The 24,850-nt window shown below is 57.9% G+C and carries 19 protein-coding genes; 4 read left to right on the top strand and 15 right to left on the bottom strand.

Annotated elements, in window-relative coordinates; genetic code table 11:
• Positions 1–13: 13 nt before the first annotated feature.
• From ftsB to cysG, 6 genes are all read right to left on the bottom strand, one after another.
• Positions 14–331 carry a cell division protein FtsB gene (ftsB, locus tag ACLEXF_RS17330; protein WP_002915156.1) on the bottom strand — a complete coding sequence of 106 codons (318 nt, stop codon included), beginning with the start codon at positions 329–331 and terminating at the stop codon, positions 14–16.
• Positions 332–471: 140 nt separating this feature from the next.
• Positions 472–798 (bottom strand): DUF3561 family protein, encoded by a 327-nt coding sequence (locus ACLEXF_RS17325; protein WP_004205590.1) that lies wholly within the window; start codon positions 796–798, stop codon positions 472–474.
• A gap of 50 nt (positions 799–848) precedes the next feature.
• Complete coding sequence (cysC, locus tag ACLEXF_RS17320; RefSeq protein WP_002915158.1) at positions 849–1,454, bottom strand: adenylyl-sulfate kinase; 606 nt, start codon at positions 1,452–1,454, stop codon at positions 849–851.
• A complete protein-coding gene (gene cysN, locus ACLEXF_RS17315; protein ID WP_004205589.1) occupies positions 1,454–2,881 on the bottom strand; it encodes a sulfate adenylyltransferase subunit CysN in 1,428 nt (475 codons plus the stop codon). Before cysN ends, cysC begins: the two co-directional genes overlap by 1 nt.
• 9 nt (positions 2,882–2,890) lie before the next feature.
• Positions 2,891–3,799 carry a sulfate adenylyltransferase subunit CysD gene (gene cysD, locus ACLEXF_RS17310; protein WP_002915160.1) on the bottom strand — a complete coding sequence of 303 codons (909 nt, stop codon included), beginning with the start codon at positions 3,797–3,799 and terminating at the stop codon, positions 2,891–2,893.
• A gap of 9 nt (positions 3,800–3,808) precedes the next feature.
• Complete coding sequence (cysG, locus tag ACLEXF_RS17305) at positions 3,809–5,215, bottom strand: siroheme synthase CysG (RefSeq protein ID WP_407259982.1); 1,407 nt, start codon at positions 5,213–5,215, stop codon at positions 3,809–3,811.
• A gap of 246 nt (positions 5,216–5,461) precedes the next feature.
• Here cysG and ACLEXF_RS17300 point away from each other — a divergent pair, with 246 nt between their 5' ends.
• Positions 5,462–6,508, top strand: a complete 1,047-nt coding sequence (locus ACLEXF_RS17300; RefSeq protein WP_017899183.1) for an aminopeptidase — start codon at positions 5,462–5,464, stop codon at positions 6,506–6,508.
• Between the two features lie 67 nt (positions 6,509–6,575).
• Here the strand turns inward: ACLEXF_RS17300 and cysH are convergent, their stop codons facing one another.
• The 3 genes from cysH to cysJ all read right to left on the bottom strand — a co-directional run bounded on the left by cysH (position 6,576) and on the right by cysJ (position 10,920).
• A complete protein-coding gene (gene cysH, locus ACLEXF_RS17295) occupies positions 6,576–7,310 on the bottom strand; it encodes a phosphoadenosine phosphosulfate reductase (RefSeq protein WP_004205586.1) in 735 nt (244 codons plus the stop codon).
• A gap of 98 nt (positions 7,311–7,408) precedes the next feature.
• Positions 7,409–9,121: an assimilatory sulfite reductase (NADPH) hemoprotein subunit gene (cysI, locus tag ACLEXF_RS17290; RefSeq protein ID WP_004205585.1), complete on the bottom strand. Its 1,713-nt coding sequence runs from the start codon at positions 9,119–9,121 to the stop codon at positions 7,409–7,411.
• Complete coding sequence (gene cysJ, locus ACLEXF_RS17285; RefSeq protein WP_407259612.1) at positions 9,121–10,920, bottom strand: NADPH-dependent assimilatory sulfite reductase flavoprotein subunit; 1,800 nt, start codon at positions 10,918–10,920, stop codon at positions 9,121–9,123. The genes cysI and cysJ overlap by 1 nt, the downstream gene beginning before the upstream one ends.
• A gap of 316 nt (positions 10,921–11,236) precedes the next feature.
• On the opposite strand from cysJ, the gene queD reads away from it, so the two are divergent.
• The gene (gene queD / locus ACLEXF_RS17280) at positions 11,237–11,602 is read left to right on the top strand and encodes a 6-carboxytetrahydropterin synthase QueD (RefSeq protein WP_004174641.1); all 366 of its coding nucleotides are present in this window, start codon (positions 11,237–11,239) and stop codon (positions 11,600–11,602) included.
• A gap of 40 nt (positions 11,603–11,642) precedes the next feature.
• On the opposite strand, the gene queE is transcribed toward queD, so the two are convergent.
• Positions 11,643–12,314: a 7-carboxy-7-deazaguanine synthase QueE gene (queE, locus tag ACLEXF_RS17275; protein WP_004205582.1), complete on the bottom strand. Its 672-nt coding sequence runs from the start codon at positions 12,312–12,314 to the stop codon at positions 11,643–11,645.
• Between the two features lie 477 nt (positions 12,315–12,791).
• Between queE and ACLEXF_RS17270 the strand changes: the two genes are divergently transcribed.
• Complete coding sequence (locus ACLEXF_RS17270) at positions 12,792–13,901, top strand: SDR family oxidoreductase (protein WP_243817601.1); 1,110 nt, start codon at positions 12,792–12,794, stop codon at positions 13,899–13,901.
• 63 nt (positions 13,902–13,964) lie between these two features.
• Here ACLEXF_RS17270 and eno read toward each other — a convergent pair whose 3' ends face one another.
• The 5 genes from eno to rlmD all read right to left on the bottom strand — a co-directional run bounded on the left by eno (position 13,965) and on the right by rlmD (position 21,830).
• Positions 13,965–15,263, bottom strand: a complete 1,299-nt coding sequence (eno, locus tag ACLEXF_RS17265) for a phosphopyruvate hydratase (protein ID WP_002915213.1) — start codon at positions 15,261–15,263, stop codon at positions 13,965–13,967.
• 81 nt (positions 15,264–15,344) lie between these two features.
• Positions 15,345–16,982 (bottom strand): glutamine hydrolyzing CTP synthase, encoded by a 1,638-nt coding sequence (pyrG, locus tag ACLEXF_RS17260; protein WP_004205579.1) that lies wholly within the window; start codon positions 16,980–16,982, stop codon positions 15,345–15,347.
• 280 nt (positions 16,983–17,262) lie between these two features.
• Entirely contained in the window at positions 17,263–18,054 is a 792-nt protein-coding gene (gene mazG, locus ACLEXF_RS17255; protein WP_004205577.1) for a nucleoside triphosphate pyrophosphohydrolase, read from the bottom strand.
• 112 nt (positions 18,055–18,166) lie between these two features.
• Positions 18,167–20,404 carry a GTP diphosphokinase gene (relA, locus tag ACLEXF_RS17250; RefSeq protein ID WP_004205575.1) on the bottom strand — a complete coding sequence of 746 codons (2,238 nt, stop codon included), beginning with the start codon at positions 20,402–20,404 and terminating at the stop codon, positions 18,167–18,169.
• Positions 20,405–20,525: 121 nt separating this feature from the next.
• Positions 20,526–21,830, bottom strand: a complete 1,305-nt coding sequence (rlmD, locus tag ACLEXF_RS17245; RefSeq protein ID WP_407259611.1) for a 23S rRNA (uracil(1939)-C(5))-methyltransferase RlmD — start codon at positions 21,828–21,830, stop codon at positions 20,526–20,528.
• A gap of 112 nt (positions 21,831–21,942) precedes the next feature.
• On the opposite strand from rlmD, the gene barA reads away from it, so the two are divergent.
• Positions 21,943–24,693, top strand: coding sequence for a two-component sensor histidine kinase BarA (gene barA, locus ACLEXF_RS17240; RefSeq protein ID WP_407259610.1), 2,751 nt, complete (start codon positions 21,943–21,945; stop codon positions 24,691–24,693).
• Positions 24,694–24,850: the final 157 nt, after the last annotated feature.

Below are 24,850 nucleotides of genomic sequence, written 5' to 3'. Positions count from 1 at the left end.
ATCCTGGGCCTGGTTATCGATTGTTCTGCTGTTGCCCCGATGCCTGGTTGCGTTTAGACGCATCCGGTACCAGACGATAGAAGGTTTCGCCCGGGCGGGTCATGCTGAGTTCATTGCGCGCACGCTCCTCGATCGCTTCCTGACCGCCGTTGAGGTCGTCAATTTCGGCAAACAGCTGATCGTTGCGTGCTTTTAATTTGGCGTTAGTCGCCTGCTGGGCGGTGACGTCGTCGTTAACCCGCGTGTAGTCATGCAGGCCGTTTTTACCGAACCACAGCGAATACTGTAGCCAGACCAGCAAAGCTAATAATAGCAGCGTTAGTTTACCCATCCTGCCCCCTGAAAAACGGCATCATCATCCCAAAACTCGCCCGGGTACGCTACCGGGGCGCGCGGACGATGCCGCGTAACGCGGGGACTGTACCATATTTTTGCCGCTGATACCCATGCTTGATTCATACCAGAAACGGGTTATCCCAACAGCCAGAGGAAGAGTAGCGCAAACATCAGCCCGACGGTCAGGATGGTCGCGCTGGCGCTATAGAGCAGTTTGCCATTGAGCAGAGAGTGCAGCGCAATACCGACCACCACCGCCACTGGCATCAACGCAAGGAAGAATGGCCAGGTGTAGAGGAGGAAGAAAAGTGTATTACTGCCATAGAGAAGGAAGGGAATACCCAGCGCCAGCAGCCATGAAATAAAGCCCACGGCAGCGCCCGACAAAGACCAGGTGGTCTCGTCGCCGGTCGCCGGAGGCGGTTCTGAACGAATAATACTGAGGTTCTGGGTATTGCGCATATCGAATCCTGTAGACCGGGCAACCGGCACCCCTCGATGCCGCTGCCGTTTCAGGATCTGATAATATCGCTCTGTTGCAGCAGGTCTAATAGTTGGTGCACCAAATTTGTTACCAATTGTTCACCATCCAGATGAATTTCCGCCTTTTCCGGTGCCTCATAGACCGAGTCTATGCCGGTAAAATTGCGTAATTCCCCTGCCCGCGCCTTCTTATACAATCCTTTCGGATCCCGCGCCTCGCAAATGGCCAGCGGGGTATCGACGAACACTTCGATAAAGCGTCCCTCCCCCAGGCGCTCGCGCACCATCTGTCGCTCCGCGCGGTGCGGAGATATAAATGCCGTCAATACAACCAGCCCGGCATCGACCATCAGCCTGGCCACTTCACCGACGCGGCGAATGTTCTCTTTGCGATCCTCATCGCTGAATCCCAGGTCGCTGCACAGGCCATGACGCACGTTATCGCCGTCCAGCAGATAGGTGCTGACGCCGCGCTCATGCAAGGCTTCCTCCAGCGCCCCGGCAACGGTGGATTTACCCGACCCCGAAAGGCCGGTAAACCACAGCACCACGCCGCGATGGCCGTGATGCTGTTCCCGCTGCTGCTGGGTCACAGGGTGGGCATGCCAGACGACGTTTTCGTCATGCTGGGCCATTATTTGCCTCCCAGCAGGTCGCGGGCGTCCCAGTGCGGGAAGTGTTTGCGGATCAGCTGGTTCAGTTCCAGCTCGAAAGCGCTGTACTGCGATGCCGACGTCGACGCCTGCAGGTGCGGCTCGTTGACCATCCCGGCGCCGACGGTGACGTTGGTCAGACGATCGATAAAGATAAGCCCGCCGGTCACCGGGTTTTGCTGATACGGATCCAGCACTAAAGGTTCGTCAAAGGTCAGCTCCACCAGCCCGATGCCGTTCAGCGGCAGAGACTCGACTTCACGCTGGGTCAGGTTGTTAATATCCACCTGGTAACGGATAGCGTCCACGCGGGCGCGGGTCTTCTTACCGGCGATTTTGATGTCGTAGCTCTGCCCCGGGGTCAACGCCTGCTCGGCCATCCATACTACGTCGATGCTGGCGCTTTGCACCGCCGGCAGCGTGGCTTGCGCGTCAACCAGCAGGTCGCCGCGGCTGATGTCGATTTCATCTTTCAGCACAATGGTAATGGCTTCCCCGGCGGCGGCTTCCTGCAGATCGCCGTCGAAGGTGACGATCCGCGCTACGCTCGATTCGACGCCCGACGGCAGCACCTTCAGGCGCTGGCCGACCTGCACGGTGCCGGAGGCGACCGTACCGGAGAAGCCGCGGAAATCGAGGTTCGGACGGTTAACATACTGCACCGGGAAGCGCAGCGGCTGGCTCTCTACTACCCGTTGGATCTCCACGGTTTCGAGGACTTCCAGCAGGGTCGGGCCGCTGTACCACGGCATGTTCGCGCTCTGACTGGCGACGTTATCGCCCTCCAGCGCCGACAGCGGTACAAAGCGGATATCGAGGTTGCCCGGCAGCTGCTCGGCAAAGGTCAGGTAAGCTTCACGGATCTCGTTGAAGCGCGCTTCGCTAAACTCGACGAGATCCATTTTGTTGACCGCCACCACCAGGTGTTTAATGCCCAGCAGGGTTGAGATAAAGCTGTGACGACGGGTCTGATCCAGCACGCCTTTGCGCGCGTCGATCAGCAGGATCGCCAGATCGCAGGTGGACGCGCCGGTGGCCATATTGCGGGTGTACTGCTCGTGCCCCGGGGTGTCAGCGATGATAAATTTGCGCTTCTCGGTGGAGAAATAGCGATAGGCCACGTCGATGGTGATGCCCTGCTCACGCTCGGCCTGCAGGCCATCCACCAGCAGCGCCAGGTCCAGTTTTTCGCCCTGGGTGCCGTGGCGCTTGCTGTCGTTATGCAGCGAAGAGAGCTGATCTTCATAGATCTGGCGGGTATCGTGCAGCAGACGGCCAATCAGGGTGCTTTTACCGTCATCGACGCTGCCGCAGGTCAGAAAACGCAGCAGGCTCTTGTGCTGTTGCGCGTGCAGATAAGCTTCTACGCCGCCTTCATTAGCAATTTGTTGGGCAATGGTCGTGTTCATGGCGGCTCCTTAGAAATACCCCTGACGTTTCTTCAGCTCCATCGAGCCGGCCTGGTCGCGGTCAATGACGCGCCCCTGACGTTCGCTGGTGGTGGATACCAGCATCTCTTCAATAATTTCCGGCAGCGTTTGCGCTTCAGACTCCACTGCGCCGGTCAGCGGCCAGCAGCCGAGGGTACGGAAACGCACCATCCGCTTTTCAATCACTTCGCCCGGCTGCAGATCGATACGGTCGTCATCGATCATCATCAGCATGCCGTCGCGCTCCAGCACCGGGCGCTCAGCGGCCAGATACAGCGGCACGATTTCGATGTTTTCCAGATAGATGTACTGCCAGATATCCAGCTCGGTCCAGTTGGAGAGCGGGAAGACGCGGATGCTTTCGCCTTTGTTAATCTGGCCGTTGTAGTTGTGCCACAGCTCCGGACGCTGGTTTTTCGGGTCCCAGCGGTGGAAGCGGTCGCGGAAGGAGTAGATGCGCTCTTTGGCGCGGGATTTCTCCTCATCACGGCGCGCGCCGCCGAATGCGGCGTCAAAGCCGTATTTGTTCAGCGCCTGCTTCAGCCCTTCGGTTTTCATGATATCGGTATGCTTGGCGCTGCCGTGGACGAACGGGTTAATGCCCATCGCCACCCCTTCCGGGTTTTTATGCACCAGCAGCTCGCAGCCATAGGCTTTGGCGGTACGGTCGCGGAACTCATACATCTCACGGAATTTCCAGCCGGTATCGACGTGCAGCAGCGGGAACGGCAGGGTTCCCGGATAAAACGCTTTGCGCGCCAGATGCAGCATTACGCTGGAATCTTTCCCGATGGAGTACATCATCACCGGGTTAGAAAATTCGGCGGCCACCTCACGAATAATATGGATGCTTTCCGCCTCCAGTTGCCGCAGGTGAGTGAGTCGTTTTTGGTCCATAACCGTTCCTTAAGCCAGATTGACCACCGAAGAGTTAAACCCCTCGGCGGATGATGTATGTTGAAACCAGGCGAGCTGCTGATGCAGCTGCACCACTTCGCCGACCACCAGCAGGGCGGGCATCGGGGCGTCTTTCGCCAGGTGTTCGAGTTGTTGCAATGTGCCGGTTATCGTCTGCTGATCGTCGCGGGTACCGCGGGATATCACCGCCACCGGCGTGTCGCTGTCGCGACCGTGGGCGATCAGCTGGGCGCTGATTTCCGCCGCCTTCATGGTGCCCATGTAGATCGCCAGCGTTTGTTGGCTCTTCGCCAGCAGCGACCAGTCGAAGGGGGCGCTGTCCGGCTTATAGTGCCCGGTGACAAAGACGGCGCTTTGCGCATAATCGCGATGGGTCAGCGGAATACCGGCGTAGGCCGTCGCGCCGGCGGCTGCGGTGACGCCAGGCACCACCTGGAACGGGATCCCCGCCTCGGCGGCAGCCTGCAGCTCTTCTGCGCCGCGGCCAAAAATAAACGGATCGCCGCCCTTCAGGCGCACGACGGTTTTCCCCGCCTTCGCCGCCTCCACCAGCAGCTGATTGGTTTCATGCTGCGGCACCGAGTGCTCGCCGGCGCGTTTGCCGACGCAAACCAGCTCGGCATCGCGGCGCACCAGCTCGAGAACCGGCTGGGTCACCAGATGATCGTGGAAAACCACGTCCGCCTGCTGGATCGCCTGCAGGCCACGCAGGGTCAGCAGCCCGGCATCGCCCGGTCCGGCCCCTACCAGAATAATTTCACCCGTTTCGCGTTCGGGCTTATCCAGCTCATCCTGCAGCGCCTTTTCCGCCTCCGCAGCGTTGCCCGCCACCATCAGGCTGGCGAAGCGACCGGTAAAGACCCGCTCCCAAAAGCGGCGACGCGCTTCGGTGGTCGTCAGACGGGTTTTCAGATGGTTGCGCCAGTAGCTCGCCGATTCCGCCAGACGCCCGAGGTTCGTCGGCAGCAGCGCTTCGATTTTTTCGCGCAGAATGCGCGACAGCACCGGCGCTTTCCCGCTGGAGGAGATCGCCACCAGCAGCGGCGAACGGTCGACGATAGAAGGGAAAACAAACGAGCACAGCGCCTGGTTATCCACTACGTTGACCAGTCGGTAGCGCGCGTTAGCCGCCGCAAACACCCGCTGGTTAAGCGCCTCGTCCTCCGTGGCGGCAATCACCAGAAAGACATCGTCCATCAGAGCGTCGCTAAATTCCGTCGCCCGCCAGCTAAGCGCCTGGCGCGCCGCCAGATCGGCCAGCGCCGGAGACAACGTCCCGGCGACCACCTGCACCTGCGCCTGGGCTCGCAGCAGGAACTTGATCTTGCGCTCGGCAATCTCACCGCCGCCGATCACCAGTACGGGCCTTTGTTTCAGTTCGGCAAAAAGGGGCAAGTAATCCACGGGGTAACAACTCTCTTACAATCAGCGATACTGCGACTATAGGGTGCGCCTTAGAGCAAATGAAATTACGAAATGGAATGAGTTGTGACGCAAAGGAATAACGCGATGGAAATCCAAATATCAAAAAGTGCTTAACACGCTATTTTTCCGCTATTTAAGAGCAATTGAAATTGTTTAACCGCAGTCACAGTTTCATACTGTACGCGTCAAATTGTCTCGTTCGTGTAAGGACCCCTTATGTTTTCCGCGTTGTGCCGCCGTCTGCTTCCGCTGGCGCTCGGCACCGGTTTTGTTTTCGCCGCCGCCCCCGCCTTCTGCGCGCTGGGCGACACCGCCAGTAGTCAGGCTCGCCATATCGCCACCGTCTTCCCGGGACGCATGACCGGAACGCCCCCGGAAATGCTCTCAGCTGACTATCTGCGCCAGCAGTTCGCCCGGATGGGCTATCAGAGCGACGTGCGGAGCTTCAATACCCGCTACATCTATACCGACAGCAACCAGCGTAAAAACTGGCATAACGCCACCGGCAGTACGGTGATCGCCGCCCATGAAGGCCAGTCTCGCCAGCAAATCATCATCATGGCGCACCTTGATACCTACGCGCCGCAGAGCGATAAAGACGTCGAAAATAACCTCGGCGGCCTGACGCTGCAGGGAATTGACGACAACGCGATGGGGCTCGGGGTGATGCTGGAGCTGGCGGAGCATTTAAAGAACGTCCCCACCCGCTATGGCATTCGCTTTATCGCCACCAGCGGCGAAGAGGAAGGTCGTCTCGGCGCGCAAAACCTGCTGCAGCGGATGAGCGAGGCGGAAAAGAAAAATACCCTGCTGGTGATCAATCTCGATAACCTGGTGGTGGGCGATAAGCTTTACTTCAACAGCGGCCGCCGCACGCCGGCCTCGGTACGCAAGCTGACCCGCGATCGCGCGTTGGCTATCGCCCGCAGCAAAGGCATTGCCGCCTACACCAATCCGGGACTCAATCCGGCTTACCCGAAAGGCACCAGCTGCTGTAATGACGCCAGCGTCTTCGACAACGCGGGGATCCCGGTGCTGTCGGTGGAAGCGACCAACTGGTCATTAGGCAAGAAAGATGGCTATCAGCAGCGGAGCAAATCGCGCAGCTTCCCGCAGGGCATCAGCTGGCATGACGTGCAGCTGGATAATCAGCAGTATATCGACCACGCGCTGCCGGGACGGATCGAGCATCGCGGGCGCGATGTCGTGAAAGTGATGCTGCCGCTGGTGAAAGAGCTGGCGAAGGTGGAGAAGAAAAGCTGACGGCTGCAAATGAACACGCGGCATCACCCGCGTGTTCTCATGCCCCCCCTTCCCTCAGGAGGCGCTATTAACCCTCGTGCAATCCGCACTCGCGTTTAAGCCCGAAGAACCGGGTCTCTTCTTCTGCCATGCCCGGCTCCCATTTGCGGGTGGTGTGGGTATCGCCTACCGACAGATAGCCCTGATCCCACAGCGGATGGTATTTCAGCCCGTGCTTTTGCAGGTACTGATACACCGTCCGGTTATCCCAGTCGATAATCGGCAACACCTTGAACACCCCGCGCTGGACCGCCAGCACCGGAAGCGTAGCCCGGCTGCCCGACTGCTCGCGGCGCAGACCGGCAAACCACGTCTGCGCGTTGAGCTCTTTCAGCGCCCGGTTCATCGGTTCAACCTTGTTGATCTCATTGTATTTCTCAATGCCCTCAACGCCCTGCTCCCACAGCTTGCCGTAGCGCGCCTCCTGCCAGGCCGCGCTTTCAGCCGCGCGGTAGACCTTCAGGTTCAGCTTGAGTTTATCCGTCAGCTCATCAATAAACTGGTAGGTTTCCGGGAACAGGTAACCGGTATCGGTAAGGATCACCGGAATGTCCGGGCGGATCTGGTTCACCAGGTGCAAACTCACCGCCGCCTGAATGCCAAAGCTTGACGACAGCACATAGTCTCCCGGCAGGTTTTCCAGCGCCCAGGCCACACGCCCTTCGGCGTCGAGCTTTTCCAGCTGGGCGTTGGTTTCCGCGAGTGCCAGAATGCGTTCCACTTTCGGCAATGCATTAAGCGCGTTTAGATCGAGTACGGACATAAGAACCTCGTTTGCCTGTTTTGCCGGGCGGCACTGCGTTTGCCCGGCCTACGGGTTTTACAGGCCCGGATCGCTACGCGCCACCGGGCACCAGGATGTTACTCCCAGAAATCGCGGGCTGGATCGAGCACCGGGCGAATGATGCCCGCACGCACCGTAAAGTCGCCGAAGCCTTCACCCGCTTCGCGCTCTTTCGCCCAGCGCCCTACCAGTTGGTCTAGCGAGTCGAGAATTTCCGACTCGGTAATGTTCTCCCGGTACATCCGCGGGATGCGGGTGCCGCTGCGGTTACCGCCGATGTGCAGGTTATAGCGACCTGGCGCTTTCCCCACCAGCCCCACTTCCGCCAGCATCGCGCGACCGCAGCCGTTCGGGCAGCCGGTGACGCGGGTGACGATATGCTCATCGCTGACGCCGTGCTTGCTCATCACCCCTTCCACCTTGTCGATAAACGACGGCAGGAAACGCTCGGCTTCCGCCATCGCCAGCGGGCAGGTCGGGAAGGAGACGCAGGCCATCGAGTTTTCGCGCTGCGGGGTGACGGCATTCATCAGGCCATGATCCCGCGCCAGCTTCTCGATCCGCGCCTTCTGATCTTCCGGTACGCTGGCGACGATCAGGTTCTGGTTGGCGGTGATGCGGAATTCACCTTGATGGATCTTAGCAATCTCCAGCAGACCGGTTTTCAGCGGGCGCCCCGGATAATCCAGAATGCGGCCGTTTTCAATAAACAGCGTCAGGTGCCATTTATCATCAATCCCCTTCACCCAGCCGATGCGGTCGCCGCGGCCGGTGAATTCGTAGGGGCGGATCGGCTCAAACTTAATACCTGCCCGGCGCTCCACTTCCGCCTTGAAGGTTTCGACGCCAACGCGCTCAAGGGTGTACTTGGTTTTCGCATTCTTACGGTCGGTACGGTTACCCCAGTCGCGCTGGGTGGTCACGACCGCTTCCGCCACCGCCAGAGTATGCTCCAGCGGCAGATAACCGAATTCGCTCGCCGTGCGGGCGTAGGTTTTTTTGTTACCGTGTTCGATAGACAGACCGCCGCCCACCAGCAGGTTAAAGCCCACCAGCTTGCCGTTTTCGGCGATCGCCACGAAATTCATGTCGTTGGCGTGCAGATCGATATCGTTCTGCGGCGGGATCACCACCGTGGTTTTAAACTTACGCGGCAGATAGGTCTGACCGAGGATCGGCTCTTCGTCAGTGGTGGCGACCTTTTTCTGATCCAGCCAGATTTCGGCATAGGCGCGGGTGCGCGGCAGCAGATGCTCGGAGATCTTTTTCGCCCACTCGTAGGCCTCGGCGTGCAGCTGCGACTCGTACGGGTTGGAGGTGCACAGCACGTTACGGTTCATATCGTTGGCGGTGGCCAGCGCGTCCAGCCCCACCGAGTGCAGCATCTGATGCACCGGCTTGACGTTCTTTTTCAGAATGCCGTGGAACTGGAAAGTCTGCCGGTTGGTCAGGCGAATACTGCCGTAAATGGTGTTCTCGGCGGCAAACTTATCGATCGCCTTCCACTGGGTGGTGGTGATCACCCCGCCCGGCAGACGGCAGCGCAGGAGCATTGCATGGCGCGGCTCCAGCTTCTGAGCGGCGCGTTCCGCGCGGATATCGCGATCGTCCTGCTGGTACATACCGTGGAAACGGATCAGCAGGAAGTTATCGCCTTTAAAACCGCCGGTCAGACCGTCGTTTAAATCTTCCGCAATGGTGCCGCGCAGGTAGTTGCTCTCGAGCTTCATACGCTCGGCATCGGTCAGTTTACCTTCGACCACTAAAGGCCCCGGATGTTTTTCGCTCATTAGTAGACATCTCGCTGATAACGGCGCTCAACGCGCAGCTCACTTAAAAATTCGTCCGCCGCTTCGGCGTCCATCGCGCCGTATTCGGCAATCACTTCCAGTAAAGTCTGTTCCACGTCTTTCGCCATACGATTGGCGTCGCCGCAGACATAAATGTGGGCGCCATCATTGATCCAGCGCCACAGCTCGGCCCCCTGCTCACGCAGTTTGTCCTGCACATAGATTTTTTGTTGTTGATCGCGGGACCAGGCCAGATCGATACGGGTCAGCAGCCCCTCTTTTACATAGCTCTGCCACTCCACCTGATAGAGGAAATCTTCAGTGAAGTGCGGGTTGCCGAAGAACAGCCAGTTCTTACCTGGCGCCCCGTCCGCTGCGCGCTGCTGCATGAAGGCGCGGAACGGCGCAATACCGGTGCCCGGGCCAATCATGATCACCGGCGTCTCCGGGTTTGCCGGCAGACGGAAGTTGTCATTGTGCTCGATGAAGACGCGGACTTCGCCATCCTCTTCCACGCGGTCGGCGAGGAAGCTGGAGGCGCCGCCAGCCCGGGCGCGGCCTTCAATGTCATAGCGCACCACGCCCACGGTGACATGCACTTCGCTCTCCACTTCCGCCTGCGAGGAGGCAATGGAGTACAGACGCGGCGTCAGCGGGCGCAGCAGACCGATTAACGCCTCAGCGTCCAGCTGCGCGGGTGAGAAACGGACCATATCGACGATCGGCGTCGCGGCGGCATACTGCTGCAGCTGAGCTTTATTGCCCACCAGCGGCAGCAGCGATTCGCTGCGGGTCAGGGTGGCGTAGTTCTCAACGATAGCGGCGGTGTTGACCGTCAGCTCAAAATGCCACTGCAGGGCTTCCGCCAGCGGCAGGGTTTTGCCCTCGACGGTTACCGGCTCGTCGCCTTTCAGCCACAGCAGCTCCACCAGCTCTTTCACCAGCTGAGGATCGTTTTGATACCAGACGCCCAGCGCGTCACCCGGCTGATAGCGCAGACCGGAATCACCGAGGTCAATTTCGATATGGCGTACATCTTTTTCTGAATCGCGGCCGGTGATTTTCTGGTTGACCGACAGGGTCGCCGTTAGCGGAGCCTCTTTGGTGTATGGGCTGGTATGAATGTCGTTCACTGCGCCGCTGGCGGCCAGTTGAGCGGGCGCGGCGACCGGCGCACGAGCCTTCAGCACCTCAACGACGCGCGCGCGCCATTCAGCGGCCGCAGCCTGATATTCAACGTCGGCGTCGACGCGATCGAGCAGGCGTTCCGCGCCAAGTTCGGCCAGCTTGCTGTCGAAATCTTTGCCGGACTGGCAGAAGAATTCATAAGAGGTATCGCCGAGGCCAAAGACGGCGAATGCGGTTCCGTCCAGCTTCGGCGCTTTTTTAGAGAACAGAAACTTATGCAATGCGACCGCTTCTTCCGGCGGCTCACCTTCCCCCTGGGTGGAGGTCACGACCACCAGCAGTTTTTCAGCAGCAATTTGTTTAAATTTATAATCACCTGCATTCACCAGCTTCACGTTCAGCTTCGCCGCCAGCAGATCGTCACGCAGCGCTTCGGCGACGCGGCGAGCGTTGCCGGTTTGCGAGGCGGAAATCAGCGTGATCGTCGGGACCTCGGCGGCCGGGGCGGGAGCGGCTGCCGCTGCGCCAGAGTGCTGATTCAGCACGCCCCAGAAATAGCCAGACACCCAGGCGAGCTGAGTGGGCGTGAAGTCAGTGGTGGCCGCCTGAAGGCGCGCCAGTTGCTCCGGGTTGAGCGGCAGCAAGTTGGAAGGTGGGGCCTGTGTCGTCATGCGTCGTTTGTTCCAGTAAGCAAAGCTGTTATTCGCACCCTGTCAGCGCGACAAAAACAGAAGAGAATAGAAGGTTAACGGCGGGCATAGTAACAATTAAAGAAGGGATGGAAATAATAAATAACCAAATGGACTAACCGGTTTTAGTTGTAGTTATTAACAACAAAATCGATTAAATAACCATCTGAAATATCGAAACTTTATGGACTTAACCCAGATAAATGTGTCGATTTTCTGTTCAGGGCCGTTTTAGTTAATGCGAAAAAATGTACTTTCCGGTACCCTACGGCGGTTTTTTTCGTCCTGTTGAGAGTCAATGATGTCCACCACGCTGTTTAAAGATTTCACCTTCGAAGCCGCCCACCACCTGCCGCACGTCCCGGAAGGACACAAATGCGGTCGCCTGCATGGCCACTCCTTTATGGTGCGTCTGGAGATAACCGGTGAAGTCGATCCCCATACCGGGTGGATCATGGATTTCGCCGAGCTGAAGGCCGCCTTCAAGCCGACCTACGATCGCCTGGACCACTATTATCTGAACGATATCCCCGGTCTGGAAAACCCTACCAGCGAAGTGCTGGCCAAATGGATCTGGGATGAGATGAAACCGCGAGTCCCGCTGCTGAGCGCGGTGATGGTGAAAGAGACCTGCACCGCCGGCTGCGTCTATCGCGGCGAGTAAGCGAAAAAAAGCCCGGTCAGTATGCTACCGGGCTTTTTTATCAGGCGATATTCAGATATTTGTGCGTCTGCATGGACAGGCGCCAGTTGCGGGCGATGCAGGTGTCGATACACAGGCGCGTCGCGTCTTCTTTCTGACTGATCGGCTGCAGGGCGATGATCCGCGGTTTGTCATCGCTCAGCGTTTCCAGCAGTTCGTCCAGCGCTTCGATGTCGCGGACGCGCCCTACCGGATGCTTGATCTCATCCGCCCGCTGCAAGGCCTGAGACAGCACGTCATACCCGCCGCGCATGTTGACCTTCGGGGAAACCGTCACCCAGGTGTTGTGGCTGCAAAGCACTTCATGGGTGCCGCTGGTTTCAATCTGACAGCTAAAGCCGTTTTGTTCCAGAAGCGAGGTTAACGGCGTTAAGTCGTGAATGCAGGGCTCACCGCCGGTAATGACCACGTGGCGGGCAGTCCACCCCTGACGACCGATAATCGCCAGCAGATCTTCACTGCTTGCCGGCCCCCACTTATCGCTCTCTTTGGTTTTCGCCAGGATGCTGAACAACGACACTTCCCGATCGGCCAGTTTGTCCCAGGTATGCTTGGTGTCACACCACGCGCATCCTACCGGGCATCCCTGCAGACGAATAAAAATGGCAGGCACGCCGGTGAAGTAACCCTCGCCTTGCAGGGTCTGGAACATCTCGTTAATCGGGTACTGCATAGTCATCTCTGTTTAGGGTGATAAACGCTTATTATCGCAGATTTCACTGTCCAGGTCTTGTCCTGCGCTGCGATCGTTTTTCCCTCACGGGGTCGCTTTCTCACCCCGGACGTTATTCATTGTTAATTAAAAGTATGCATCTGTTTTCGTTTATTTCATTAGTGTGGTAAGGATTTAAATAAACAGCGGAGCGTACTGCAGCGAAGAAAGATGTAACAGAAGATGTTTTTCGTGTTATATACCAGAGCATAAAAAACGTCAGTGGAAAAATAAAAACATGTTTAAATACATGCATGTACAAATTGATACATGAAAGAGTGAATTATTTACCTGGTCTGAGAGTCGAATCCAATCCGCCGCCGAAAATAAGCTTAAGCCCCTCTTAATAAAGTCCTGCTGCCCGCCATTTTTTATTTAATCGTCGTTTACTTTGGCCCTCCTAGAATCCCGCAGACCAACCATAATGAGATAGCGTTTATGACCACATTATTCATTACCGGCGTCACCGGTTTTCTGGGCGGCGCGGCGTTAGAGAAAATACTCCATCAGGATAGCCAATTAGATCTGCTGCTACTGGTGCGTGCCAACAGCCCCGAGGCAGGCCTGGAACGGGTCAAGGAAAACATGCGTAAGTTCAACATCGCCGAGGAGAAACTGGCGATGCTGCGACTGCAGCAGATCCTGCTGGGCGATCTCGCCTCTCCGGAGCATTTTCTTAACGATCCGCGGCTTGAGCAAGTCACCCATGTTCTCAACTGCGCCGCTGTCGCCTCGTTTGGCAGCAACCCGCTCATCTGGAAGGTTAACGTTACGGGTACGCTGCGTCTGGCGCAACGGATGGCGCAGGTGGCGGGTCTGCAGCGTTTTCTCCACGTCGGCACCGCAATGTCCTGCTCACCGGAGCCGGATTCGCTGGTCGCCGAGAGCGCGGAGTTTCGGCAGCGCGCCGAGCATCTGGTGGAATATACCCACTCGAAATCGGCCATCGAGCAACTGATGCAGCAGCACTGCCCTACGCTACCGCTGGTCATTGCCCGCCCTTCTATTGTGGTGGGCCATACTCATCACGGCTGCCGGCCTTCCAGCAGTATTTTCTGGGTATTCAGCATGGGACTGATGCTGCAGAAATTTATGTGCGCGATGGAGGACCGAATCGATGTTATCCCGGTGGACTACTGCGCCGACGCCCTGCTGATGCTGCTTAACCAGCCGCTGGCCCACGGCGAGGTAGTGCATATCTCTGCCGGTGAGGAGAACAGCGTGAAGTTTGCCGACATCGACCGGGCGATGGCCCTGGCGCTGGAGCAGGCGCCGGTGGGAGATAAGTACGCCCAGGTGAGTTATGAAACGCTGGTCAAAATGCGTCGCGAACTGAAAGGAATTTTTGGGCCGTGCAATGAGCGACTGATGCTGAAAGCGATGCGCTTATATGGCGCGTTCGCCACGCTGAACGTGCGCTTTAGCAACGACAAGCTGCTGAGCATGGGGATGCCAAAACCGCCGCGCTTTACCGATTACATCGACCGCTGCGTGGAAACCACCCGCGGGCTGTCGATTCCTCAGCAAATGGCCGTCGACTTTAAATAATGGCCGCAGGTATAAAAAAAATGCCAGCCCGAAGGCTGGCATGGTTATTTCATCAGGACAGGATTAAGCCTGGCCTTTGATCTCTTTACGACCATTGAACGGCGCTTGCTCACCCAGCGCTTCTTCGATACGAATCAGCTGGTTGTATTTAGCAACGCGGTCAGAACGGCTCATAGAACCGGTTTTGATCTGGCCTGCAGCGGTACCCACAGCCAGGTCGGCGATGGTCGCGTCTTCAGTTTCGCCAGAACGGTGAGAGATGACAGCGGTGTAGCCAGCGTCTTTCGCCATCTTGATAGCAGCCAGAGTTTCGGTCAGAGAACCGATCTGGTTGAATTTGATCAGGATGGAGTTAGCGATGCCTTTTTCGATGCCTTCTTTCAGGATCTTGGTGTTGGTTACGAACAGGTCGTCACCAACCAGCTGGATTTTGTCGCCCAGTACTTTGGTCTGGTAAGCGAAACCTTCCCAGTCAGATTCGTCCAGGCCATCTTCGATGGAGACGATCGGGTACTGTTTGGTCAGCTCTTCCAGGAAGTGAGTGAACTCTTCAGAGGTGAACGCTTTGTTGCCTTCGCCGGCCAGAACGTATTTACCGTCTTTGTAGAATTCAGACGCTGCGCAGTCCATCGCCAGGGTGATGTCTTTGCCCAGCTCGTAGCCTGCTGCTTTAACCGCTTCAGCGATAACAGCCAGCGCTTCGGCGTTGGAACCCAGGTTCGGCGCGTAGCCGCCTTCGTCACCAACGGCAGTGTTCATGCCTTTGGACTTCAGCACTTTCGCCAGGTGATGGAACACTTCAGAACCCATGCGTACTGCTTCTTTCAGGGTCGGCGCGCCAACCGGCTGAATCATGAATTCCTGGATGTCGACGTTGTTGTCAGCGTGCTCACCGCCGTTGATGATGTTCATCATCGGAACCGGCATGGAGTATTTGCCCGGAGTGCCGTTCAGTTCAGCGATGTGCGCGTACAGCGGCAGGCCTTTGGAGGCAGCAGCTGCTTTGGCGTTCGCCAGAGAAACGGCCAGGATTGCGTTCGCACCGAAGTTAGATTTGTTTTCAGTACCGTCCAGGTCGATCATGATCTTGTCGATGCCAGCCTGATCTTTGGCATCTTTGCCCAGGATTGCCTGAGCGATCGGGCCGTTTACCGCAGCAACAGCTTTGGTTACGCCTTTACCCAGGAAACGGGATTTGTCGCCATCGCGCAGTTCCAGCGCTTCGCGGGAACCAGTAGAAGCACCTGACGGAGCAGCTGCCATACCGACGAAACCACCTTCCAGGTGTACTTCGGCTTCAACAGTCGGGTTACCACGGGAGTCGATGATTTCACGACCGATGACTTTAACGATTTTGGACATTAGGTTTTCCTCAGTACAAGTTAAACTAAAACTCCAGACAAACAATGCACCCGGATGGGTGCATTGCCGTTCTAACTCTTTTTACTTCGCCTGGCGTTTCTGGTACTCGCTGGCGGCTTTCACAAAGCCGGCAAACAGCGGGTGTCCATCACGCGGCGTCGAAGTAAACTCCGGGTGGAACTGGCAGGCCACAAACCACGGATGGTTCGGCACTTCGATGATCTCGACCAACTGATCATCCCCGGAACGGCCCGCAACGCGCAGACCGGCAGCTTCAATCGGTTTCAACAACATGTTGTTGACTTCGTAGCGGTGACGATGGCGCTCGGTGATGGTCGGCTCGCCGTACAGCTGGCGTACCAGAGAATCCTCATCCAGCTGGCACTGCTGCGCGCCCAGGCGCATGGTGCCGCCCAGATCGCTCTTCTCGGAGCGGACTTCAACGTTGCCATCTTCGTCACGCCATTCGGTAATCAGGGCCACAACCGGGTATTTACAGTCTGGCACAAATTCCGTCGAGTTGGCGTTTTCCATACCCGCTACATTGCGCGCGAATTCAATCAGCGCAACCTGCATACCCAGGCAAATGCCCAGATAAGGAATATTGTTCTCACGCGCATAGCGCGCGGTGGCGATCTTACCTTCCACACCGCGGTAGCCGAAGCCGCCCGGGATAAGGATAGCATCTAAATCCTTGAGGATTTCGACGCCGCGCGTTTCCACATCCTGCGAATCGATCAGCTTGATGTTGACGGTAACGCGGTTTTTCAGACCACCGTGTTTCAGCGCTTCAATCACCGACTTGTAGGCGTCCGGCAGTTCAATGTACTTACCGACCATGCCGATGGTGACTTCGCCTGCCGGATTGGCTTCTTCATAGATTACCTGTTCCCATTCGGCCAGGTTTGCTTCCGGACAAGTTAAGCTGAATCGTTTACAAATATAATCGTCCAGCCCCTGAGATTTCAACAGGCCTGGAATTTTATAAATGGAATCGACGTCTTTCAGAGAAATAACAGCCTTTTCCGGAACGTTACAGAACAAAGCAATTTTCGCCCGTTCGTTGGCCGGAACCGCGCGATCGGAGCGGCAAATCAGGATGTCAGGCTGAATACCGATGGAGAGCAGCTCTTTCACGGAGTGCTGAGTCGGTTTGGTTTTGACTTCACCGGCGGCGGCCATGTACGGCACTAAAGTCAGGTGCATAAACAGGGTATGCTCGCGGCCGATCTCTACCGCCATCTGACGAATAGCTTCGAGGAACGGCAGGGATTCGATATCGCCTACGGTACCGCCGATTTCCACCAGCACCACGTCATGGCCTTCGCCGCCAGCCAGTACGCGCTCTTTAATGGCGTTGGTGATGTGCGGAATAACCTGTACGGTTGCGCCCAGATAGTCGCCACGGCGCTCTTTACGCAGCACGTCGGAGTAGATTCGACCGGTGGTGAAGTTGTTACGACGAGTCATCTTGGTGCGGATGAAACGCTCGTAGTGGCCCAGGTCCAGATCGGTTTCTGCGCCGTCTTCAGTAACGAACACTTCCCCATGCTGGATTGGGCTCATGGTGCCCGGATCGACGTTGATATACGGATCCAGTTTCATGATGGTCACGTTGAGACCACGGGCTTCAAGAATGGCTGCCAGGGAGGCTGCGGCAATGCCTTTACCCAGAGAGGATACGACCCCGCCGGTCACAAAAATATAGTTCGTTGTCATGCTGAACCTGAGAAGTTAGGGTAAAACGATGGAATAACCAGGACGGGAAAGTAGTATACCCGAACATGCGTGACGCCACAAACTTTCATTCTTCCCCTCCCCTTCGTTCTTCAAGTTGCACCTGTGTTGCGACCCGAACAACTCGAAGAGGCAGGCTACATGGTGTTTCAACGACATAACGGAAAGAGAAAATAGACGCTTTTGGCGAAATGTTTTTGACGTAAATCAAGCGCTTGTTATTTATAAAATCACACAAATCGCGCTTGATCACGAAAACTCGTTAGAGATCAGTTTCCTGGCGTTTTACCTGTTGCCATACTTCTTCCATGGTATCGAGGTCGACGCCGGTCATTTCCAGGCCGCGGGCGGCGACAATGCGCTCGACTTCGCGAAAGCGCCGCTCGAATTTGCGGTTCGCTTTTTGCAGCGCCACCTCGGCTTTGACCCCTAAATGGCGGGATAAATTCACCGTGGCGAACAGCAGATCGCCCACTTCCTCTTCCAGTTTCGCTTCATCCACCACCGCCTGCTGCGCTTCATGCATCACTTCATCAATTTCTTCATGCACTTTGTCGAGCACCGGGCCCAGCGAGGTCCAGTCAAAACCGACCGCCGAGCAGCGACGCTGGATTTTATGCGCGCGCATCAGCGCCGGCAGGCTATGCGGAATGTCGTCCAGCGCCGAGTGCTGGGCTTTTTCCGCCCGCTCCGCGCTTTTGATCTGCTCCCAGCGGGCCAGGACTTCGCTGCTGTTTCCCGCGGTGGCATCAGCGAAAATATGGGGATGGCGGCGCTCCAGCTTGTCGCTGATGGCGGCGCAGATATCGTCAAAGTTAAAACGTCCCTCTTCCTGCGCCATCTGCGCATAGAACACCACCTGGAACAGCAGATCGCCCAGCTCACCGCGCAGGTCGTCAAAATCCTCTCGCGAAATAGCGTCCAGCACTTCATAGGTTTCTTCGAGGGTATAGGGAGCGATGGTGGCAAAGGTCTGCTCTTTATCCCACGGGCAGCCGTTTTCCGGGTCGCGCAGGCGGCGCATGATGCCGAGCAAGCGGTCAATTTGAGTCATGTGACAATCCTGGAAATTCAAAAAAAAAGTCGGCTGGATAAGGCCTTTCGACCTTATCCGACGTTGCGAAATTGCCGGATGGCGGCTTCGCCTTATCCGGCCTGGAGACGAATTAACCGCCGTGCAGACGACGCGCGTCGATCACATCGGGCACCTGGTTCAGCTTACCGAGCACCCGGCCCAGCACCTGCAGGTTGTAAATCTCGATGGTCATATCGATGGTGGCCAGCTGCTGACGGGTATCGCTGCGGCTGGCAACGCCCAGCACGTTCACCTTCTCATTGGCGAGGATGGTGGTGATATCGCGCAGTAACCCGCTGCGATCGTTCGCCTCCACCCTGACCACCAGCGAATATCCCGCCGAGTAGCTTTCGCCCCATACCGCATCGACGATGCGCTCCGGGGCATGCGACTGCAGTTCAGCGAGCTGATCGCAGTCGGCGCGATGCACGGAAATCCCGCGCCCTTGAGTGATAAAGCCGACGATCTCATCGCCCGGGATCGGCTGGCAGCAGCGGGCAATATGGTGCATCAGATTGCCAACCCCTTCCACCACCACCCGGCCATTATCCTTGGTGCGGTTCTGCGGAGCATAGGTTTTCTGCTGCAGCTGCTTCAGCGCTGCCGCATCCTGCTCGGCGGCGCTCGGTTTATTGAACTGCGCCTGCAGGAAGTTGACCATCTGGTTGAGACGGATATCGCCGCCGCCGATGGCCGCCAGCAGTTCATCGAGCTCGTTGAAATTGTAGCGCGGCAGCAGGTGCTTTTCCGCATCCTTCAGGCTGATGCCCAGATGCTCCAGCTCGTCATCAAGGATCTGCCGGCCGGCAAGAATGTTTTTGTCGCGATCCTGCTTACGGAACCAGGCGTGAATTTTGGAGCGTCCGCGGCTGGTGGTAACGTAGCCGAGGTTAGGGTTGAGCCAGTCGCGGCTCGGGTTCGGCTGCTTCTGGGTAATAATTTCGATCTGATCGCCCATCTGCAGCTGATAGGTAAACGGCACGATGCGGCCGCCGATTTTAGCGCCGATGCAGCGATGACCGACGTCGCTGTGGATATGGTAGGCAAAATCGAGCGGCGTCGACCCCGCCGGCAGGTCCACCACGTCGCCTTTCGGCGTAAAGACATACACCCGGTCGTCAAAGACCTGGCTGCGCACTTCGTCGAGCATTTCGCCGGAGTCGGCCATCTCTTCCTGCCAGGCAATCAGCTTGCGCAGCCAGGCGATACGGTCCTCATAGCCGCGACCGCCGCTGGTACCCGCTCCCGCGCCCTCTTTGTACTTCCAGTGCGCGGCCACGCCCAGCTCGGCGTCTTCATGCATCTGCCGGGTGCGGATTTGAATCTCCACCGTCTTGCCGCTCGGCCCCAGCACCACGGTGTGGATAGACTGGTAGCCGTTGGGTTTCGGGTTGGCCACGTAATCATCGAACTCATCCGGCAGATGACGGTAGTGAGTATGAACGATCCCCAGCGCGGCATAACAATCCTGCAACCGCTCGGCCACGATGCGCACCGCGCGAACGTCAAACAGCTCGTCAAAGGCGAGGTGTTTTTTCTGCATTTTGCGCCAGATGCTGTAGATATGCTTCGGCCGACCATAGACCTCGGCCTTGACCCCTTCGGCTTTCATTTCTGCCCGCAGGTGGCCGACGAACTCGTCGATATAATGCTCGCGGTCGATACGGCGTTCGTGGAGCAGTTTGGCAATACGCTTGTACTCTGCCGGGTGCAGGTAGCGGAAGCAGTAATCTTCCAGCTCCCACTTCAGCTGGCCGATACCTAAGCGGTTCGCCAGGGGAGCATAGATATTGGTGCACTCTTTCGCCGCCAGCACGCGCTCATCTTCCGGCGCGTCCTTGACCTCGCGCAGATGCGCGATACGTTCGGCAAGCTTGATCACCACGCAGCGGAAATCGTCCACCATCGCCAGCAGCATGCGGCGAATGTTATCCACCTGCTCGGAAGATACTGAGTCGGTATGAGTAGCTTTCAGCTGACGGATGGCGGCCATGTCCCGTACCCCGTGAATCAGGGTCACGACCGATTTACCCACGCTCTCCTGCATAACCGCTTCGCTGACGACTTCGCTGTCGGCCAGCGGGAACAGCAGCGCCGCGCGCAGGGTATCGATATCCATACTTAGGGTGGAGAGGATCTCCACCATTTCGACGCCCCGCCACAGCAGCAGGTCCGCCAGCGGGTGTCCTTGCGTTTTTTCGCGACAATAATCCCAGGTTTCGGCTAAGCGCTCACACGACTGCTGGCTGGAAATCCCCAGACTCGCGATCCATTTCTTCGGGTCAAATTCACCAGCTTTATTAAGATGTGCACTTCTTACCGCAACCATTGTCCTCTCCTTAAGGGACCGGCCTGCCGAAGTCGGCAAGCCTCAACTTTCTACATGTCATCCTGCAGGTCGCGTCAGCATTGATGGCCGGGGCGGCTCTTCTGCGACGTTGTGAATGACCTTATGTAAGCCTGCGCTCAAACAACACCATTGATTCCAGATGACCGGTATGCGGGAACATATCCAGCATCGCCAGGCGTTGAATCTGATATCCAGCCTGCAACAGGGTTTCGCTGTCTCGCGCCAGCGTCGCCGGGTTGCAGGAAACATACACCACCCGCCGCGGCGCCAGTTTTATAATATGCGGCATCACGCCCGGCGCGCCGGCGCGGGCCGGGTCCAACAGCACTTTATCAAAGCCGTGCTTCGCCCAGGCCTGGCGGGTGACATCCTCTTCCAGATTTTCATGGAAGAAGGTGACATTGGATAAACCATTGAGGGCGGCATTTTCCCGCCCCTTCTCCACCAGCGCCGGCACCCCTTCCACCCCGGCCACGTGGGCGGCGCGAGTCGCCAGCGGCAGGGTAAAATTGCCCATCCCGCAGAACAGATCCAGCACCCGGTCTTCGGGCTGCAGATCCAGCCACGCCAGCGCGGTACGCACCATCTGCTGATTCACGCCGTCGTTGACCTGGATAAAATCCCGCGGACTGAACACTAAGCGTAGTCCGTCTGAGGTATACCATGGCGCTTCGCCGTGAATATGTTCCAGTATCTCGCTTTGCGGCGCGAGGTACAGGGAAAGACCGTGAGTTTGCGAAAAACGTTCCAGTTTTTCCCTGTCAGCGGCCGGCAGCGCAGCGGTATGGCGCAGCACCATTAGTGGGCCGTTGTCCGCCAGCACCAGCTCGACATGGCCAAGGCAGCGTAATGCGCTCAGCGCGCTTAAGCACTCGCGCACGGCGGGCAGCAGCGCCTCAAGTTGGGGCACCAAAACAGGGCACTGCACCACATCGACGATCGCTTTGTCGCTGGCCTGACGAAAACCCATCTGCAATTGTTGGGTCTTTGGCTGATAATTCAAGCTTAAGCGCGCGCGACGGCGATAGCCCCACGGCTCGCCGGCGATGATCTCATCCACCTCGCGCTTCATCAGGCGCGCCAGCGCGGCGCGTTTACTTTGCTGCTGAAGCGTGATGCTGGCATGCTGCTGTTGGCAACCGCCGCAAACGCCAAAATGGGGGCAGCGCGGCGCCTGGCGCTGCGGGCTGTCGGTCAGACGGCGTTTTACCTGAGCGCGGGCGTACTGCTTTTTGTCTTCCACCAGCACCACCTCAGCCTGCTCCTGCGGCAGCACGCCGCCGACGAACAGCGCTTTCCCCTGGTGGCGGGCCACGCCCTGGCCAAAGGGATCGAGGTCGTTGACTGTAACGGTTATGATCTGGCGCGTCGTCACACGCCGTTTTGCAGAGTAGAATTGCGCCATCGTAGAGAGTTGTCTCAATCAAATAAAACGAGCTCGTTCAGAGCGGCAGCGCCGCGAAGCGCACCGACGCGCACCGAACGATGATGTCTATATTCTCCCATAATGGAACCGCATGACCAACTACAGCCTGCGTGCTCGCATGATGATTCTGATTCTGGCGCCAACCGTCCTGATAGGGCTGTTGCTCAGTGTTTTCTTTGTCGCTCACCGTTATAACGACCTGCAACGTCAGCTGGAGGACGCCGGCACCAGCATTATTGAGCCGCTGGCGGTCTCCAGCGAATATGGCATGAATCTGCAAAACCGCGAATCCATCGGCCAGTTGATCAGCGTTCTGCATCGTCGCCACTCGGAGATCGTGCGGGCCATCTCGGTGTACGATTCGCATAACCGCCTGTTTGTCACCTCCAATTACCAGCTCAACCCCAGCGACCTGCAGATCCCAAAAGGCGAGGCGTTTCCCCGTCGTCTCAGCGTCATCCGCGACGGCGACATGATGATCCTGCGCACGCCGATCGTCTCGGAAAGTTATTCGCCGGATGAATTCCCCGAATCCGATGCCAAAATGCCGGGCAATATGCTGGGCTACGTCGCGCTGGAGCTGGATCTGAAATCGGTCCGCCTGCAGCAGTACAAAGAGATTTTCATCTCCAGCGTGATGATGCTGTTCTGCATCGGCATTGCGCTGATCTTCGGCTGGCGCCTGATGCGCGACGTCACCGGCCCTATCCGCAATATGGTCAATACCGTCGACCGCATCCGCCGTGGGCAGCTGGACAGTCGGGTCGAGGGCTTTATGCTCGGCGAGCTGGATATGCTGAAAAACGGCATCAACTCGATGGCCATGTCGCTGGCGGCGTACCATGAGGAGATGCAGCACAACGTCGACCAGGCCACCTCCGATCTGCGGGAAACCCTTGAGCAGATGGAGATTCAGAACGTCGAACTGGACCTGGCGAAAAAGCGCGCCCAGGAGGCGGCGCGCATTAAGTCTGAATTCCTGGCCAATATGTCCCACGAACTGCGCACCCCGCTCAATGGGGTGATCGGCTTTACCCGCCTGACGCTGAAAACCGATCTCAACGCCACGCAGCGCGACCACCTGACCACCATCGAACGCTCGGCCAATAATCTGCTGGCGATCATCAATGATGTGCTCGACTTTTCCAAGCTGGAAGCCGGGAAGCTGATCCTGGAGAGCATTCCGTTCCTGCTGCGCACCTCGCTTGATGAGGTGGTCACCCTGCTGGCGCATTCCGCGCATGATAAGGGGCTGGAGCTGACGCTGAACATTAAGAACAACGTGCCGGATAACGTCATCGGCGACCCGCTGCGTCTGCAGCAGATTGTGACCAACCTCGTGGGCAACGCCATCAAATTTACCGAGCACGGTAATATCGACGTGCTGGTGGAGCAGCGGGCCATCAGTAATTCGCGGGTGCAGATCGAAATTCAGATCCACGATACCGGCATCGGCATCCCCGAGCGCGATCAGTCCCGGCTGTTCCAGGCCTTCCGTCAGGCCGATGCCAGTATTTCACGCCGCCACGGCGGCACCGGGCTCGGGCTGGTGATCACCCAGCGTCTGGTCAAGGAGATGGGCGGCGATATCTCGTTTCACAGTCAGCCGAACCGCGGCTCCACCTTCTGGTTCCATATCAACCTCGATCTCAACCCGAACGCCATCCCGGATATGCTGAATACCGACGGGCTGGCGGGCAAGCGTCTGGCCTATGTGGAAGCCAACGCGACGGCGGCGCAGTGCACGCTGGAGATGCTGGCCGCCACGCCGCTGGAGGTGATCTACAGCCCCACCTTCTCCTCGCTGGCGGAAGCCCAGTACGACATTCTGCTGGTCGGTATCCCGGTCTCAATGCGCGATTTGTCACCGCACCGGGAAAAATTAGCCAAAGCCTGCGCGATGTCAGACAACGTACTGCTGGCTCTGCCGTGTCATGCCCAGGTTAGCGCCGAAGCCCTGAAACGCGATGGCGTCGCCGCCTGCCTGTTGAAACCGCTCACCACCACCCGTTTACTGCCAGCGCTGGTGGCCACCAATCATGCGACAGCCTCCGCGCCGTTGACGCAGGCCGACAGCCATAAGCTGCCGATGACCGTGATGGCCGTCGACGACAACCCGGCAAACCTGAAGCTCATTGGCGCCCTGCTGGATGACCTTGTGCAGCAGGTGATCCTCTGCGACAGCGGCCAGCAGGCGGTGGACAAGGCCAAGCAACTGCAGATGGATCTGATCCTGATGGATATTCAGATGCCGGATATGGACGGCATCCGCGCTTGTGAGCTTATCCATCATCTGCCGCATCACCAGCTAACGCCGGTTATCGCCGTCACCGCACACGCCCTGGAGGGCCAGCGCGAGAAGCTCCTGAGCGCCGGCATGAACGACTATCTGGCGAAGCCGATCGAAGAAGAGAAACTGCACGCCCTGCTGCTGCGCTATCAGCCCGGAGTACACAGCATCGCCCCAGCGGCGATACCGCCCACAGAGCCGGTCATCGACCATAACCAGACGCTCGACTGGCAGCTGGCGCTGCGCCAGGCGGCGATGAAGCCAGATCTGGCGAGGGAGATGCTGCAGATGCTGATCGCTTTTATGCCGGAGGTACGTAACAAAGTGGAAGAGCAACTGGTTGGCGAGCAGCCGGAAGGGCTGGTAGATCTGATCCACAAACTGCATGGCAGCTGCAGCTACAGCGGCGTGCCGCGGCTGAAAAAGCTGTGCCACACCCTGGAGAGCCAGCTGCGCGCAGGCACCGCCGCCGAGGATCTGGAGCCGGAGCTGCTTGAGCTGTTAGATGAGATGGACAATGTGGCGCGCGAAGCGTGCCGGATGGGAGTGTAAACCCCGGATAGCGGCGCTATGCGCCTCATCCGGGCTACGCCCTACGGTCCGGTATTCGGTTGGTAGCCCCGGTAAGCGTAAGCGCCACCGGGGATGGTTCCCGGATCGCGGTGCTACGCACCTTATCCGGGCTACAAATACCACTGCGCCAGCCGGG

Origin of the sequence: Klebsiella pneumoniae complex sp. WS1778 (genome assembly GCF_049472055.1) — a bacterium.
GTDB lineage: Bacteria > Pseudomonadota > Gammaproteobacteria > Enterobacterales > Enterobacteriaceae > Klebsiella > Klebsiella quasipneumoniae.
This window is presented reverse-complemented; position numbering and strand designations above follow the sequence as displayed.

Excerpts from the sequence above, each read along its gene's own strand:
- relA (WP_004205575.1), bottom strand. The coding sequence starts at position 20,404 with ATGGTTGCGGTAAGAAGTGCACATCTTAATAAAGCTGGTGAATTTGAC.
- ACLEXF_RS17270 (WP_243817601.1), top strand. The coding sequence starts at position 12,792 with ATGACCACATTATTCATTACCGGCGTCACCGGTTTTCTGGGCGGCGCG.
- ACLEXF_RS17300 (WP_017899183.1), top strand. The coding sequence starts at position 5,462 with ATGTTTTCCGCGTTGTGCCGCCGTCTGCTTCCGCTGGCGCTCGGCACC.
- barA (WP_407259610.1), top strand. The coding sequence starts at position 21,943 with ATGACCAACTACAGCCTGCGTGCTCGCATGATGATTCTGATTCTGGCG.
- cysH (WP_004205586.1), bottom strand. The coding sequence starts at position 7,310 with ATGTCCGTACTCGATCTAAACGCGCTTAATGCATTGCCGAAAGTGGAA.
- eno (WP_002915213.1), bottom strand. The coding sequence starts at position 15,263 with ATGTCCAAAATCGTTAAAGTCATCGGTCGTGAAATCATCGACTCCCGT.
- rlmD (WP_407259611.1), bottom strand. The coding sequence starts at position 21,830 with ATGGCGCAATTCTACTCTGCAAAACGGCGTGTGACGACGCGCCAGATC.
- queD (WP_004174641.1), top strand. The coding sequence starts at position 11,237 with ATGATGTCCACCACGCTGTTTAAAGATTTCACCTTCGAAGCCGCCCAC.
- queE (WP_004205582.1), bottom strand. The coding sequence starts at position 12,314 with ATGCAGTACCCGATTAACGAGATGTTCCAGACCCTGCAAGGCGAGGGT.
- cysC (WP_002915158.1), bottom strand. The coding sequence starts at position 1,454 with ATGGCCCAGCATGACGAAAACGTCGTCTGGCATGCCCACCCTGTGACC.
- cysI (WP_004205585.1), bottom strand. The coding sequence starts at position 9,121 with ATGAGCGAAAAACATCCGGGGCCTTTAGTGGTCGAAGGTAAACTGACC.
- cysD (WP_002915160.1), bottom strand. The coding sequence starts at position 3,799 with ATGGACCAAAAACGACTCACTCACCTGCGGCAACTGGAGGCGGAAAGC.
- ACLEXF_RS17325 (WP_004205590.1), bottom strand. The coding sequence starts at position 798 with ATGCGCAATACCCAGAACCTCAGTATTATTCGTTCAGAACCGCCTCCG.
- mazG (WP_004205577.1), bottom strand. The coding sequence starts at position 18,054 with ATGACTCAAATTGACCGCTTGCTCGGCATCATGCGCCGCCTGCGCGAC.
- ftsB (WP_002915156.1), bottom strand. The coding sequence starts at position 331 with ATGGGTAAACTAACGCTGCTATTATTAGCTTTGCTGGTCTGGCTACAG.
- cysJ (WP_407259612.1), bottom strand. The coding sequence starts at position 10,920 with ATGACGACACAGGCCCCACCTTCCAACTTGCTGCCGCTCAACCCGGAG.
- pyrG (WP_004205579.1), bottom strand. The coding sequence starts at position 16,982 with ATGACAACGAACTATATTTTTGTGACCGGCGGGGTCGTATCCTCTCTG.
- cysN (WP_004205589.1), bottom strand. The coding sequence starts at position 2,881 with ATGAACACGACCATTGCCCAACAAATTGCTAATGAAGGCGGCGTAGAA.